The following is a 14,265-nucleotide window of genomic DNA, read 5'->3' on the forward strand; positions in this document are numbered from 1 at the left end:
CTTATGAAATTTACAAGCTATTTCTTAAAACATCCAGTGATTGCGATCATCCTTAATTGCATGATTCTGCTCTTGGGAATACTTTGTTTTAATTCGTTACCTTTAAGAGAATACCCCAATATCAGTTTTCCAGTCATTACGATAAATACCAACTATCCCAATGCCAGTCCTGAATTAGTAGAATCGGTAGTAACTAATGTACTTGAGGATCAACTTGCCGGGGTAGAAGGATTAGAACTGATGACTTCACGTTCTAACCAAGGAAACTCATACATTACCTTACGATTTCGTCCAGGAACCTCCATGGACAAAGCTCTGAATGCCGCACATGAGGCAGCACGGCTAGCGCAGGCTCAACTTCCTTCAACAGTGAAGGCACCCGTTATCGAACGTCAACGGCAAGCGGATGGCTTACCTTTTATAGGCATTGCCCTAGAATCTTCTTCTTTAAATTTTGGAGAGCTCACCCATTATGCCAATTTAAATCTAAAAAATACGTTTCGTAGTCTGAAGGGAGTTGCCTCAGTCGATATATGGGGACAACCCTTCACTTATACTATTCAATTAGATCAAAAGAAATTATATACGTTTGGAATCAATGTCGATGAGATTGCCAATGCAATTGCTAGTAACCATTTATCCCTACCAGCAGGTAATTATCAAAATAAGATCCCTACAACACTTGATTTTGAATTAAAAACCCCAGAAGACTATGAAAATCTAGTAATCAAAACGCAAAACCATCATCCTGTTTTTCTCAAGTCATTAGCTAAAATTCAATTAACTACCGACAATAGCCAATTTCGAGTTAAGGTCAATGGCCATTCAGGTTTAGTACTTGCTGTTAATCGCGCTAATGATGCAAATCCCATTGAGGTATCACAAAGTGTCCGCAAAGAACTAAATATCTTGAAAAAAAGTTTGCCTGATGACATCAAGACTAAAATCATTATTGATCAATCTGAATTTATTAAAGCATCTCTTAAAAACATTCAGTCTTCCATTCTTGAATCTATTTTCTTGGTCTTAATCATCATTTTTATTTTTTTGCGAAATATACGCGCTACGATTATTCCATTAATTGCAATTCCCATTTCCCTATTAGGCTCTTTATTATTTTTGAAAATTGCAGGCTTTACCATAAATCAAATGACGCTTCTTGCGATGGTATTGGCTGTTGGTTTAGTTGTAGATGATGCCATTATTGTTCTTGAGAATATATGGCGGCACATCGAAGATAATTTATCGCCCATGGATGCCGCACTCAAAGGATCCAAGCAAATAGGTTTTGCCATCATCGCTATGACATTAACTCTAACCAGCGTTTATGCACCTATTGCTTTGATTGATGGCATGATTGGTCAATTATTCATTGAATTTGCGGTAGCCCTGGCAGGAAGTGTATTCATATCAGGAATAGTAGCCTTGACACTTTCGCCCTTGATGTGTGCTACGTTCCTGCATAAAAATACGAAGCACTTATGGCCTGCCATTGACAGGTTCCTGAATAACCTTGCTCAGTATTACTATAAATTACTAAATATCATTATCTATCGCAAAAAAACAACCTTACTCATACTATTTCTCTCCTTGAGCCTAAGTCTGCTTTTTTACAAAATAATGCCTGCTGAAACCGCCCCTAAAGAAGATCGCGGTTTAATAGGAATTTATACTCCACCTCTATCTGGTGATAACTTAGATAACCTGGAAGCCAATACAAAACTCATGCAAAAGTCCATAGGTATAGTGCCCGAAGCGAAAAATACATTAACATTTTTAGGAAATTGGGGTAGTAGCATTGTTATGCCTTTAAAACCTCATCGACAAAGAGCTCGCTCTGCAGAGCAAATTGTGAATTCATTAAAACCGAAAACAGAGCGGCTACCTTCAGTCGATGCTTCCGTCTGGAGCTGGGACTCAGGATTACCTGGAGTTGAAGATGCGCGCAATAATTCAGAACTGGAACTGGTTATTTCCACCACCGAAAATTTCCGACAATTATTTGAAGCAACGGAGCACTTGAAAAAAATATTGGATCAAAGCAAAAAATTTGCTTCTACTCGCTATGATTTACGTCTTGATTCCATGGGCTACTCTGTAAATATAGATAAAAATGCTTTAGCTCAATTAGGATTGACGCCTATACAGTTAGCTAAAACCATAGAAGTTTTTTTCAGTAGTGATAAGTCCCTATCATTTCAAAAAGACGGTGTATCTTACAATCTAACCCTGCAAGGCTCCTCCAAACCCTGGACTTTGGATGAACTTTATCTTACAGCCCCCTCTGGAAAACGGATTTCCATAGGCTCAGTGGCTCAAATGAAAAGACGAGCACAACCAACCGCATTAGAACATGTCAACCAAATGCGTTCTACAACCTTATATGCCAAATTACCTGAAAAACAATCCTTTAAAAAGGGTATGAATACACTCTTGGAGATGGCGAGAGAAAATCTCCCCAACCAATACAAATTAAGTTGGGCTGGTGCTGCTAAGGCATATAATGAATCATCGCATACTATGGTTTTGTTATTTGCTTTAGCGATACTCTTTATTTATGCCATTCTTGCAGCACAATTTGAGAATTTTGTTTACCCGCTCATCATTTTATTCACCGTACCCTTAGCTTGTTTTGGTGCCTTGCTATTCGCTTACTTATTTGGCCAATCTCTAAACATTTTTACCCAGGTCGGTTTAGTCACATTAGTTGGACTAATCAGTAAACATGGTATTTTGATTGTAGAATTTGCTAATCAATTGCAAAAGGAGGGCTTTACCTTGGCAGATGCGATAAAAAAATCGTGCTCGTTAAGGCTGCGCCCCATTCTCATGACTACTGGTGCTATGGTTTTTGGTGCCATTCCGCTGGTACTTTCACATGATGCAGGAGCTGAAGCAAGGCATGCTATTGGTACAGTGCTTATTGGAGGCCTATGCATTGGTACGTTATTTACTTTGTTTTTGCTTCCTGCCGTTTACTTCATGATCTCACAAATACTAAAAAGACCCGAAAAATCCTAGTTATTGTAGCCAGAACGTGGCAAAACAAAATCCAATTAAACGTTACCATTCACAACCCAGCTTCCGCTTTGCTGCATTTAGGTTCCTATTTCTAATCTTAATCATGCATCAAAAAGCACAGACTGAATATTAAATAACTATAAAAGCATGGTAAAGATGCATAAGCAAGTATTTTTAGAGCCAATTTCGCTCAAAATGTACGACTAATGTCTTTTCAATCAGCTATGCACAAGAATAAGCTCCATATTCTAAAAAACACTTCTTGCACTTTTCTATACTCTGCCCAATCAATTTAATGTACTATGAAATTGTTCAACTTTAATAGGAGATTATGTTGAAAAGGATCTGTTTTTTAATGATATTTTGTGTTACTCAAGCAATAGGTTCTGTATTTAGTTTTGAAGATATCCAAAAACTTCGACAACATTTTTTTGCCAATATTCAATCTAACGGAGCAATAGTAGCCGCTCCTTCAAAACAAAATCCAGATTACTATTATGATTGGATTCGCGATTCAGCGATTGCCATGACATTGATTGAGACATGGTATGAATCCACTCATGCGTTTGGATATAAAGAACGCTTATTTAATTATATTTCTTGGAGCCAAAAGCTTCAGCATCAATATGATCCATCACCCGGACAAGATATATTGGGAGAACCCAAGTTTTATATTAATGGTTATCCTTTTGATGGTCCTTGGGGCAGACCACAAAATGATGGTCCCGCCTTAAGAGCCTCTGTTTTGATTCGTTTTGCACAACAATTATTAGATGATGATGAAGCCGAATATGTACAGGCCAATCTTTATAATAGCAATTTGGATCCAAATTCAATGGGAGTTATTAAAATGGATTTGGAATACACAGCCCATCACTGGTCTGATAAAAATTATGATCTCTGGGAGGAAGTGTATGGATATCATTTTTTTACTGCTATGGCTCAGCAAAAAGCACTTTATGAAGGCGCAGCCCTTGCTCGCCGGCTCAACGATAATGAAGCGGCAGTTTATTATGAACATCAAGCAAAACTGATAGACACACGCTTAATGGAGCATTTGGATCCGGTGCATAAAACAATTCTAGCAACGCTTTCACCCCATTCCGGTCCACAAAAAACCTTAGAGCTAGATTCATCTATAATTTTAGGCATTTTACTTAATCCCAAAAAAGATGGTGTTTTATCTCCCGATAGCCTCTACGTCCAAAATACAGTGGATGCTTTGTATGAACAATTTAATTCAATGTTCCCAATTAATAGCAATCATTCAGGAGAAATTTTATTTGGTCGCTATCCCGGAGATACCTACGATGGATATCAAACCAATAGTATAGGGAATCCTTGGTTTATTTTAACTGCAACTATGGCTGAATATTACTATACACTTGCTGATAATTTACCTTTAACCAAAGCAAATCAATCAACAATAGCGAAACACATCCAAGCAGGTGATAATTATTTGAAGCTTATAAAAAAATATGGCAAAGACATGAAACTAAGCGAGCAAATTAATTTAAATACCGGGAGCCAACAAGGAGCTCCATCATTAACCTGGAGTTATGTAGCTGTTTTACGTGCAATTGAGTTAAGAGATAAACTAATCATCAAATTAAAATAATCTTCGAGGAAATCCTTCACTAGCCAACGGTTTTTGAAAAACCAATGGCTAGTTTTTCTATTATTTTTTAGGTAGAAGCCAAATATGACGGCTCTTTTTTACCAACCTCTTCGGTCGGAAGCACCTCTTCGCGCCCTAATAAACGTAGTGGCTTACCAGACATAATGTAATTCTCAATTTGTTCAAGACTGATACCTTTTGTCTCAGGCATATAAAAATAAGTATATATAAGGCCTAAAAGACAAATCACTGCATACAAAGCAAAAGTATACTCAATACCCATCATTTTTTCTAAAAGAGGGAAACTAAAAATGACGATTGTATTAAAAGTCCAGTTACTCATAGCAGAAAAACCCATTCCTGCGCCACGCACATGCAGAGGAAATATTTCAGCCATTGCAATATGCGGTATTGGCCCCACACTTACTGCAAAAGAAAAAATATAAAGAATTAGACAAGCAACTGATAAATAAGGAAGCCAAATGACTTGATATACTGAAAACATGCATAAGGACAATAGACTGAAACACATACCAGAAAAACCAAACAACAGGAGTTTACGACGACCTATTTTATCAACGCTAAGCATCGCAATAACCGTCACCAGCAAATTAACGAGACCAATGCCTATAGTTGCCAATATTTGCCCGGTAGTATTATTCATGCCTAAATTTTTAAAAATTTCAGGTGCAAAATAGATTACGACATTAATTCCGCTCAATTGTTGTAAACAAAATAGCATTGTACCTAACAGCAAAACAGGTAATAAAGGACTCTTAAACAACAACAGCCAGCTTCCCTTTTTAGGTTCATTAGCCAATGTCATTTCGATATCCATCAACTCATGCTCGATTGAATGACTTTTACGTAGTTTTTTTAACGCTTTAGATGCAGCATCACGACGTCCCACAGTGCACAACCATCTGGGAGACTCTGGCATGAGTAAAATTCCGATGCATAAAATCAGGGCTGGGAAAGCACTTGAAGCAAACATTGCACGCCAATCATTGTTCTCTAGAAATAAATAATTGACTGAATAAGAACAGACGATTCCTACTGTCATTGCCAATTGATAAATAGCAACCACTGCGCCTCTGGTCTCATAAGTTGCTGTTTCAGCCAAATACAAGGGGGCCATTACTGAAGCCATACCAATTGCCAGGCCAAGAACTAATCGTGAAATAATGAGTATGGTAATTGAATCCGCAAATCCAGCACCTAATGCGCCTAAAAAGAACAATACTCCTGAGAAAGACAGTAGTGTGCGACGGCCGAAGCGTTTCACTCCTTTTGATGCAGTAATCGCACCAATCAACATAGAGCCGAACAAAGCACCAAAAGGCAACGCGGAAGCCATAACACCAACATGAGTGGCACTTAAGTCAAAATGATTTTTGACCAACTCTATAGAACCCGCAATGATTCCTTCATCATAACCAAACAAAAAACCAGCGACCGAACCGATAATTGCAACAACCCATGTCATATTTAACTCCTTGATCGACAATCTAAAATTTGGCTATAAAAAAATTATCTCTAACCTGAAAATCATCGGGCTACTGTCTATCTACTCCCATCCTCTTATGCTCTGACGCACAGCAAGAGATAAATCGGTAATTAGTGCCCAATCACCTTTTTTAATCGCCTCTTCTGGTACTATCCAGGAACCTCCAACACACGTAACATTAGGCAATGCCAGATAATCAGAAAAATTTCCCCCATTAATTCCTCCTGTGGGACAAAATTTTGCTTGCGGAAAAGGACCATGCATCGCCCGTAACATATTGGTTCCTCCTGCAGCAGTCGCAGGGAAAAATTTAAAATGGGTATACCCCAAAATTAATCCTTCCATTAATTCAGATACACTCGATATACCAGGAATTAATGGAATGCTGGAAGTACATCCAGCGGTCAATAGGGTTTGTGTTTTTCCAGGACTCAGTGCAAATTTTGCACCGATGTCTGCAACCTGTTTTAATTGTTCAGGGGTAGTTACTGTGCCCACCCCAATTAAAGCTTCAGGGAAGGTTTCTATAAGTAACTTAACGGCATCCAAAGCAATTGGCGTTCTAAGTGTAACTTCGAGTATATGGATACCACCTGCAAATAACGCTGTAGCTAAAGGTAGAGCATGCTCTATTTCTTTAATAACAACAACCGGGATAACTGGTGATGTACAAAATACAATTTCCGGCTGCACCATCCAATTTGGGAACGACATGAAGCTCTCCTTGTAGTCGACCGTTGCCTAGGTGAAGTAAGTGTAATCTGGGATCATAAATAGGACTTTATCCGATTATGCTCATTTTTATCTAGACCACGATTGTTTTAAATAAACTGCAGCCCCTAATATCCCTGGCTGCTCGGCAGTAATCACATAGGTCGGGATTTTCGCATTGAAATCGCTAAAACGACCTTTTTCTTCAAAATTAGATCTGAAATCACTACCGTGCAACAATGAAATTAATCGAGGCACAATACCACCAGCGATATAAACACCACCAAAGGCTGCAAAAATTAATGCCATGTCTCCAGCATAAGAACCCAGAATTGCGAAAAATTGCGCTACTGTCGCTTCAGCAATAGTACATTGTTGTGCTAAGGCCAAAGCAATAATTTCTGATGCAGGAACATGGCCTGTCTCTTTTTGATGCAAAGCAGCCAGTGCTTGATATAAATTTTCCAAACCATGGCCTGATAACAAGCGCTCATAGGATACATGCTCATATGTTCGCTTGAGATAACGATAAATAAACCATTCTTGTTCTGTTTTTGCACCCCAACTTATGTGACCTCCCTCTCCGGCATGAGCAGAATATCCTCCCTGTGTTGACAAAAGGAAAGCAACACCTAATCCAGTACCAGCTCCCAAAACAGCCCTGGTTCCATTTTGATTTGCAGCCCCCCTTCCTATCTGAAGCATTTGCTGGTTCGATAAAACCGGTAAACTCATTGCAATAGCATTAAAGTCATTCAAAACCTTAAGCTTTGTCAATCCTAATTTTTGTTTTGATTCACTAATAGAAAAGCGCCAATGTGCATTGGTCATACAAATCACATCATCAAGCACTGGACAAGCAATAGCAATAGCGGCTTGCGTTATTTCTTCCAATGAATGTTGTGACTTATAGGCTAAAAATACTGATTCAAAGCAGGGATATGCAGCGCATGAATAAATTTCAATTTTATCCATGACCAAGTTTTCTAAATTGACACGGCTGAAACGCGCAAAAGTTCCACCAATATCCGCAACGATCGCATAAGATTTTAAATCATCACTCATAACAAGACTCTTTTCCTTGAAACAAACTACATGCTCCCTGCTCAGCCCCTGTAAATTGCGACCTTAAACTACTGAATAACTCTCTGCCCATGCCAAGGTAAGACCCAACTTCAGTTAAAACAGCTTTAGGTCTTAATCCCAACTCATAATCGGCAACTAATAATTGCAGTACCCCTTGTTCTGCATCAATTAAAATCATATCCCCAGTTTCAATACGAGAAAGCACTTCATTATCTATAGCCTCAGGTGTGACATGAATCGCTGCAGGAACCTTACCCGAAGCCCCAGACATTCGGCCATCCGTGACTAAAGCAACTTGATATCCTTTATCCATAAGCACCCCAAGTTTGGGGGTTAATTGATGTAATTCAGGCATCCCACACGCTTTAGGTCCTTGAAAGCGCACTACCACCACGCAATCTTTGTCTAAAGCGCCTTCAAGAAACATCTGTTCAAATTCCTCCTGACTCGAACACACCACTGCTGGCGCTTCAATTTTACTTTTTCCAGCAGCAAGCCCTGAGGTTTTAATTACAGCTCGTCCTATATTTCCACTTAATACTTGCAAGCCGCCTTGAGCTTTAAATGGAGTTTGAGCGGAAGTTAATACACTCTCATCATTTGAAGTAGAAGGGCCAGAAACCCATAACAATTGCTCATTATCCAGTAAAGGTTGTTGTGTATATCGCTGCAAACCATACCCCATCACTGTCTGAACATCTTCATGCAACAACTCTGCATCCAGTAAAGTATGGATAAAATACGCCATGCCACCAGCTCGTTGAAAATGATTGATGTCTGCATAACCATTCGGATAAATCTTGGCAATCAAAGGAGTAACGGCTGACAATTGGGCAAAATCATCCCAGTTGATCGAATAACCTGCCATAGCCGCTATAGCAATCAGATGCATTGTGTGATTCGTTGAACCACCTGATGCCAATAAGGCCACAATGCCATTAACAATATTTTTTACATCCATTAATTGGCCTATGGGCGTATAATGATCATTTAAATCCGTTAAAGAAAGAATTTGTTGTGCCGCAGTCCAGGTGAGTGCATCACGTAAAGGAGTACCAGGATTGATAAATGATGAGCCAGGAAGTTGCAACCCCATCGTTTCAATAATAAGTTGATTGGAATTAGCCGTGCCATAAAAAGTACATGTGCCTGCAGAATGATATGAAGCGGCTTCCGCCTCAAGCAATGCATTTTTATCCGCCTTTCCCTCAGCATATAATTGACGAATACGGGCCTTTTCCTGATTTGAAATACCCGATGGCATGGGGCCTGCTGGCACAAAAATAAAAGGTAAATGACCAAAGCTCAACGCCGCCATCAGCAGTCCAGGAACAATTTTATCGCAAATACCGAGCATAAGGCCGCCATCAAACATATTGTGCGACAAACCTATTGCTGTTGCCATGGCAATCACATCTCGGCTTAATAAACTTAATTCCATTCCAGCCTGGCCTTGGGTAATTCCATCACACATTGCCGGAACACCCCCTGCAAATTGGGCGACACCTCCCGCAGCAGAAATAGCTTTTTTGATTAACGAGGGATAACTCAGATAAGGTTGATGCGCTGAAAGCATGTCATTATAAGCAGAAACAATGGCTATATTGGCTTTAGTCATGCCCCTCAGATTTGCTTTGTCCTGCTTTGCACAGGCAGCAAAGCCATGCGCTAAATTACCACAGTGAAGCATGCTTCGCTGTGGACCTTTAATACGCGATTGTTCTATATGCTTCAGATAAAATTCTCTACTACGGATACTCCGTTCACGGATGTTATCCGTAACTTGAGCTACAACCGGGTGCATTATTTTTCCTTAAGGTGCATACAACACCTGAACGTTTGCATCAAAGTTATTTAAAAAAGCGCTCACCGGCATCACCATCGAATCATGCTCTGCCATTGCTTGATGCAATACAGTCAATTTTTTCTGACCTAGCAAATGCAAAAAGATAACGCGACTATTTAATAATCTTTTTTTCGATAAGCTTATTCGTTGATGAGGGGCTGTCTTTGGACTAATTCGGAGTACTGCAGCAGCATTATCATCCAATCCCATACTTAGTTCCTGAGAGCAAGGAAACAAAGAGGCAATATGCCCATCCTCTCCCATTCCTAAAACCACCGCATCAAAAGTAGGTAAAGAAGCAATCATTTGCTCGGTTTGCTCTAGAGAATAATCCTCGTTGTATAAACTCAAAAAATGAGCTTTAGCTGCATGATGTTGCAGTAAAAATTGTCGGACTAAACGTTCATTTCGATCCGGGTCATGGGCGGAGACACAACGCTCATCGGTAAGAGTAATTGTAATTTTCTCCCAGGGAATATCAGTTTTGGCTAGGGTCTTGAATAAATCAATTGGAGTTTTTCCACCCGAAACCACTAAATAAGCGTGACCGCGTTGAGCTACTGCATTACATAGAATCCGTTTTAACTGCTCAACCAAGTCATCTGTTAAGATAGAAGCTTCACTAAAACTACGTAACAGCATTTTGATCACCCCATACATGCGCTTTGCCATTGTATAAACGAATTACCTCCAAAGGCCCCCAAGTACCTGCTGGATAAGTATAGAGTGGAGTCTCTTGTCTTTCCCAGGCTTGCTTAATTTCATCAATCCATTTCCAAGCTTGTTCTACTTCTTCTCGACTTACAAACAAATATTGATGGCCTAACATCACTTCCAACAATAAGCGTTCATAAGCGTCGGCAATTCTTTGTGAGTTAAAGAGATGGTTAAAATTTAAATCCAGCTTACTGTCTCGTAGTTGCATGCTTTCACTAAGACCAGGAATTTTATTCATCATTCGAAGCTCTACCCCTTCATCCGGTTGCAAACGAATGATGAGCTGATTAGGAGACAGATCTTGTTTTAATTGTTTAAAAACATTATAAGGTTGCGGTTTAAAGTAAATCACTACTTCACTTTGCTTTTTTGATAATCTTTTACCCGTTAATAAATAAAAAGGAACCCCAGACCAGCGCCAATTGTCTATATATGCTTTAATCGCAACAAAAGTTTCAGTAGTTGACCCTTTATAGGCACCTTCTTCATTTAAATACCCTGGTATTTGTTGACCTTTAATCACGTTTCCCACATATTGCGCCCGCACAGTATGTTCATGAGCATGAGCATCAGAAATAGGCCGTAATGACTTTAATACCTTTAATTTTTCACTACGTATACATTCAGCAGATAGACTCATTGGTGGTTCCATTGCCAAAAGCGACAGAATCTGTAATAAATGATTTTGCAACATGTCCCTTACTTGACCTGATTTATCATAGTAAGCCCATCGCCCTTCAACACCGACTTCTTCTGCAACGCTAATTTCAACCTTATCAATAGCTTGATGATCCCAGTTTGAAGAAAAAATCGCATTGGCAAAGCGCAGTACTAAAAGATTCAATACAGTTTCTTTACCCAAGTAATGATCAATTCGATAAATTTGATCTTCAGCAAAAAAATGGGCTACTTCATTATTAATTGCTATAGATGAAGGTAAATCATGACCAATTGGCTTCTCTAAAACCACTCGTGACGGTTGCTTGGTTAAACCGATACTTGAAAGGCCTTGGCATGCTTGAGCATAAAGAGAAGGAGGAATTGCAAAATAAGAAATGGTTATTCGCTCATCAGGACTCACATAATCTGTTATTTTTGCGTAGTCTTCAGGTTGTGTCAGATCAATCGAGCAATAGGTCATCTTATTAATGAGACGTGACCAAACCTGCTCATCCAGCCCTTCACCGATAAAAGTCTCTAATTTAGATTTTATTAACCCCGTGTAGTCGGTTAAGGTAAATGCGTCTCGTGCGCAACCGATAATGTGGGTATTAGCATGAAGCAAATTCGCGCGTTCGAGCTGATATAGGGCAGGAAATAATTTACGGCAAGACAGATCCCCCAAAGCACCGAATATAATTAAATCACAAGGATGTTTTACAGCGACTTCTTCGATCATGTTTATCCCAAACAATCATTTTTTTGAGGTTCAATACTAAATTGAAAGATTGTGCAGATCAACCCAAATCAAGATTATCCTTGGCAAAGGAATTGCAATTTGCATGAAAAAGTTTAATGTGCTGGATCTTTTAGGGCAATTATTGCAAAACCTCATTTTTATGCTATATCAAATAAATAAGATAGCCGTTCGCTTCTGCCTGACTTTCATGGCTTAGCTGTGAGGCGATGACTTAGAGGAATAATTGCACGTATGTTACCTTAACCTAAATCATTATTAGGAGAAGCAGATGCTTAATAAGAGATTTTCTGAAAGACTAAATAAAGAGCTTGATAATATTGGTGCACCCGAATCAAGTGCAGAACGTATTGAGGTGTTATCAAAATTAGTAAAGATTCCCAAGTTCAAAGCGGAAGCATTGCTTAACGGCGCCACTAGCCCAGATGAAAAATTACTCAATGCATTAGCAGAAGAATTTGAGGTAAGCGCTGACTGGCTAGTTGGTAAGAGTGATTCATCCCACTAAATATTTATTTAGCGCATTATGGCCACATAAAACCTATATTGCCCATAATTAAAACGACAAACTTATAATTATGGGCTCACAATTAACCATGGAACCGATCATTTGCACTAATCGGTTTTGCATTTTTCTCAATGTACTCAATAATTTTTCCAGCAATATTGATGCCGGTGGCTTTTTCCACGCCCTCAAGGCCAGGTGAGGAATTTATTTCCAAAACTAAAGGGCCATGATTCGAGCGAATTAAATCAACACCCGCAACTTTTAATCCCATTGTTTTAGCAGCACTGATTGCAATTGCACGTTCTTGTGGCGATAACTTTACTTTGGTGGCCTTCCCGCCTTGATGAACATTGGCACGAAATTCTCCATCCTTTGCTTGTCGTTTTACAGCAGCAACTACTTTTTCTCCGACAACAAAACAACGGATATCGACTCCGCGTGACTCCTCAATAAATTCTTGCACCAAAATATTGGCATGCATTTCTTTAAAAGCATTAATAATACTCACGGCAGATTGATGACTATCTGCAAGAATAACTCCCTTCCCCTGGGTTCCTTCCAATAATTTAATAACTAATGGTGCACCACCAACCATACGAACCAAGTCTTCAGTATCATCTGGTGATTGAGCAAAGCTCGTTAATGGCATGGGAATACCTTTACGAGCTAATAACTGTAATGAACGGAATTTATCCCGAGAACGAGCAATGGCTATAGACTCATTTAAAGCATACATCCCCATAGTTTCCATATGGCGCAAAACTGCAGTACCATAATATGTATTTGATGCACCAATTCTTGGAATTACTGCATCAAAATGAGGCAAGGGCGACCCTCCTCTATAATGAACTTTAGGGCAGGAAGCGGCGACGTTCATATAACAATATAAAGGATTAATAATCCTAATTTCATGACCAGCAGCTTCTCCCTCTGCTTTCAGACGCTTGTGAGAGTACAAATGTGGATTTGTGGCCAATATTGCAATTTTCATGAAAAACGCTTTCCTCAATTTTTTATTATTCTAGAAACCTTCGAGCCTTCTAAAAAAACTTTATTTACAGCTGGCTCGTATAAATAAAGCCTAGTTCAAAAATGTAAAATCACCTTTGACTAACAAAAATATATTTTATAAAAAAACTTCCGTTAAGAAACCAACAAGATGTAATCCTTCGCTAATATATCTGCATGATGTGGTGTAGTAAAAAATGCATTGAGCTCTCCCTGCGGATTAAATAGCATTAAAGCGCCACTATGCTGAATATCATAGTTTGTTGCGTCATTATTTCCCTTTTCAATTACTTTTGCATAAGCAATACCCATTTCTCGGGTCATTAACTTAATGGATTGCTCATCTCCCCGAGCTCCATAAAAATCAGGATGGAATGAAGTTACGTAATGGCCTAATTTCTCTTGATTATCACGCTCAGGATCAATTGATATCATTACAACGTGCGGCAAATTCTTTACACCTTTCTCTTCAAGAATACGATACATTTTTGATAATTCTGCCATAGTAGTTGGACAAACATAACCACAGTTTGTAAAACCAAAAAACATTAAGGTCCATTTCCCTTTTAAACTCTTATTATCAAATGGTTTTTGATCAATTCCTGTCAAATTGAACTGATTCACTTGCCTTGGATTTTCAAGATAAGTACCATGAAATCTCGACACATCAATTTTTTTCTTAAAATGAACATGTTGGCCTACAAAAATTCCTGAAAGTAATCCTGCAAGAGCCAGCAAAACAACTACAGTAAAGGTAACACTCTTAGCCTTTAAACTCATTTTACCCCCTTATAGGAACAAATATGGAATAAGTCTCACAACCATC

The 14,265-nt window shown here is 39.0% G+C and carries 11 protein-coding genes; 3 read left to right on the forward strand and 8 right to left on the reverse strand.

Annotated elements, in window-relative coordinates:
- The first annotated feature begins 3 nt into the window (after positions 1-3).
- The gene (locus ELY20_RS04935; RefSeq protein ID WP_110141729.1) at positions 4-3,021 is read left to right on the forward strand and encodes an efflux RND transporter permease subunit; all 3,018 of its coding nucleotides are present in this window, start codon (positions 4-6) and stop codon (positions 3,019-3,021) included.
- A 355-nt stretch (positions 3,022-3,376) separates the two neighbouring features.
- On the forward strand, positions 3,377-4,639 hold the full coding sequence (locus ELY20_RS04940) for a glycoside hydrolase family 15 protein (protein WP_110141728.1): 1,263 nt from the start codon (positions 3,377-3,379) through the stop codon (positions 4,637-4,639).
- Between the two features lie 67 nt (positions 4,640-4,706).
- Here the strand turns inward: ELY20_RS04940 and ELY20_RS04945 are convergent, their stop codons facing one another.
- From ELY20_RS04945 to zwf, 6 genes are all read right to left on the reverse strand, one after another.
- Positions 4,707-6,125, reverse strand: coding sequence for a sugar porter family MFS transporter (locus ELY20_RS04945; protein WP_110141727.1), 1,419 nt, complete (start codon positions 6,123-6,125; stop codon positions 4,707-4,709).
- 81 nt (positions 6,126-6,206) lie between these two features.
- Positions 6,207-6,860 carry a bifunctional 4-hydroxy-2-oxoglutarate aldolase/2-dehydro-3-deoxy-phosphogluconate aldolase gene (locus ELY20_RS04950; RefSeq protein ID WP_110141726.1) on the reverse strand — a complete coding sequence of 218 codons (654 nt, stop codon included), beginning with the start codon at positions 6,858-6,860 and terminating at the stop codon, positions 6,207-6,209.
- An 87-nt stretch (positions 6,861-6,947) separates the two neighbouring features.
- Complete coding sequence (gene glk, locus ELY20_RS04955) at positions 6,948-7,922, reverse strand: glucokinase (protein ID WP_110141725.1); 975 nt, start codon at positions 7,920-7,922, stop codon at positions 6,948-6,950.
- Positions 7,915-9,747, reverse strand: a complete 1,833-nt coding sequence (gene edd / locus ELY20_RS04960; RefSeq protein ID WP_110141724.1) for a phosphogluconate dehydratase — start codon at positions 9,745-9,747, stop codon at positions 7,915-7,917. The genes glk and edd overlap by 8 nt, the downstream gene beginning before the upstream one ends.
- Positions 9,748-9,756: 9 nt before the next feature.
- Positions 9,757-10,431, reverse strand: coding sequence for a 6-phosphogluconolactonase (gene pgl, locus ELY20_RS04965; RefSeq protein ID WP_110141723.1), 675 nt, complete (start codon positions 10,429-10,431; stop codon positions 9,757-9,759).
- Positions 10,418-11,905 carry a glucose-6-phosphate dehydrogenase gene (gene zwf / locus ELY20_RS04970; RefSeq protein WP_110141722.1) on the reverse strand — a complete coding sequence of 496 codons (1,488 nt, stop codon included), beginning with the start codon at positions 11,903-11,905 and terminating at the stop codon, positions 10,418-10,420. The genes pgl and zwf overlap by 14 nt, the downstream gene beginning before the upstream one ends.
- A 289-nt stretch (positions 11,906-12,194) precedes the next feature.
- Here zwf and ELY20_RS04975 point away from each other — a divergent pair, with 289 nt between their 5' ends.
- Positions 12,195-12,431 carry a hypothetical protein gene (locus ELY20_RS04975; protein ID WP_058466680.1) on the forward strand — a complete coding sequence of 79 codons (237 nt, stop codon included), beginning with the start codon at positions 12,195-12,197 and terminating at the stop codon, positions 12,429-12,431.
- A gap of 82 nt (positions 12,432-12,513) precedes the next feature.
- Here the strand turns inward: ELY20_RS04975 and rimK are convergent, their stop codons facing one another.
- Together rimK and ELY20_RS04985 are read right to left on the reverse strand one after the other, a co-directional pair.
- Positions 12,514-13,422, reverse strand: coding sequence for a 30S ribosomal protein S6--L-glutamate ligase (rimK, locus tag ELY20_RS04980; RefSeq protein ID WP_110141721.1), 909 nt, complete (start codon positions 13,420-13,422; stop codon positions 12,514-12,516).
- A 152-nt stretch (positions 13,423-13,574) separates the two neighbouring features.
- On the reverse strand, positions 13,575-14,219 hold the full coding sequence (locus ELY20_RS04985; protein WP_110141720.1) for an SCO family protein: 645 nt from the start codon (positions 14,217-14,219) through the stop codon (positions 13,575-13,577).
- Between the last annotated feature and the right edge of the window lie 46 nt (positions 14,220-14,265).

The sequence above is a fragment of the Legionella qingyii genome (assembly GCF_003990155.1).
GTDB lineage: Bacteria > Pseudomonadota > Gammaproteobacteria > Legionellales > Legionellaceae > Legionella > Legionella qingyii.

What these genes read in the sequence shown, in the direction of transcription:
- ELY20_RS04935 (WP_110141729.1), top strand. Translation starts at nt 4, where the DNA reads ATGAAATTTACAAGCTATTTCTTAAAACATCCAGTGATTGCGATCATC.
- ELY20_RS04940 (WP_110141728.1), top strand. Translation starts at nt 3,377, where the DNA reads ATGATATTTTGTGTTACTCAAGCAATAGGTTCTGTATTTAGTTTTGAA.
- ELY20_RS04945 (WP_110141727.1), bottom strand. Translation starts at nt 6,125, where the DNA reads ATGACATGGGTTGTTGCAATTATCGGTTCGGTCGCTGGTTTTTTGTTT.
- ELY20_RS04950 (WP_110141726.1), bottom strand. Translation starts at nt 6,860, where the DNA reads ATGTCGTTCCCAAATTGGATGGTGCAGCCGGAAATTGTATTTTGTACA.
- glk (WP_110141725.1), bottom strand. Translation starts at nt 7,922, where the DNA reads ATGAGTGATGATTTAAAATCTTATGCGATCGTTGCGGATATTGGTGGA.
- edd (WP_110141724.1), bottom strand. Translation starts at nt 9,747, where the DNA reads ATGCACCCGGTTGTAGCTCAAGTTACGGATAACATCCGTGAACGGAGT.
- pgl (WP_110141723.1), bottom strand. Translation starts at nt 10,431, where the DNA reads ATGCTGTTACGTAGTTTTAGTGAAGCTTCTATCTTAACAGATGACTTG.
- zwf (WP_110141722.1), bottom strand. Translation starts at nt 11,905, where the DNA reads ATGATCGAAGAAGTCGCTGTAAAACATCCTTGTGATTTAATTATATTC.
- ELY20_RS04975 (WP_058466680.1), top strand. Translation starts at nt 12,195, where the DNA reads ATGCTTAATAAGAGATTTTCTGAAAGACTAAATAAAGAGCTTGATAAT.
- rimK (WP_110141721.1), bottom strand. Translation starts at nt 13,422, where the DNA reads ATGAAAATTGCAATATTGGCCACAAATCCACATTTGTACTCTCACAAG.
- ELY20_RS04985 (WP_110141720.1), bottom strand. Translation starts at nt 14,219, where the DNA reads ATGAGTTTAAAGGCTAAGAGTGTTACCTTTACTGTAGTTGTTTTGCTG.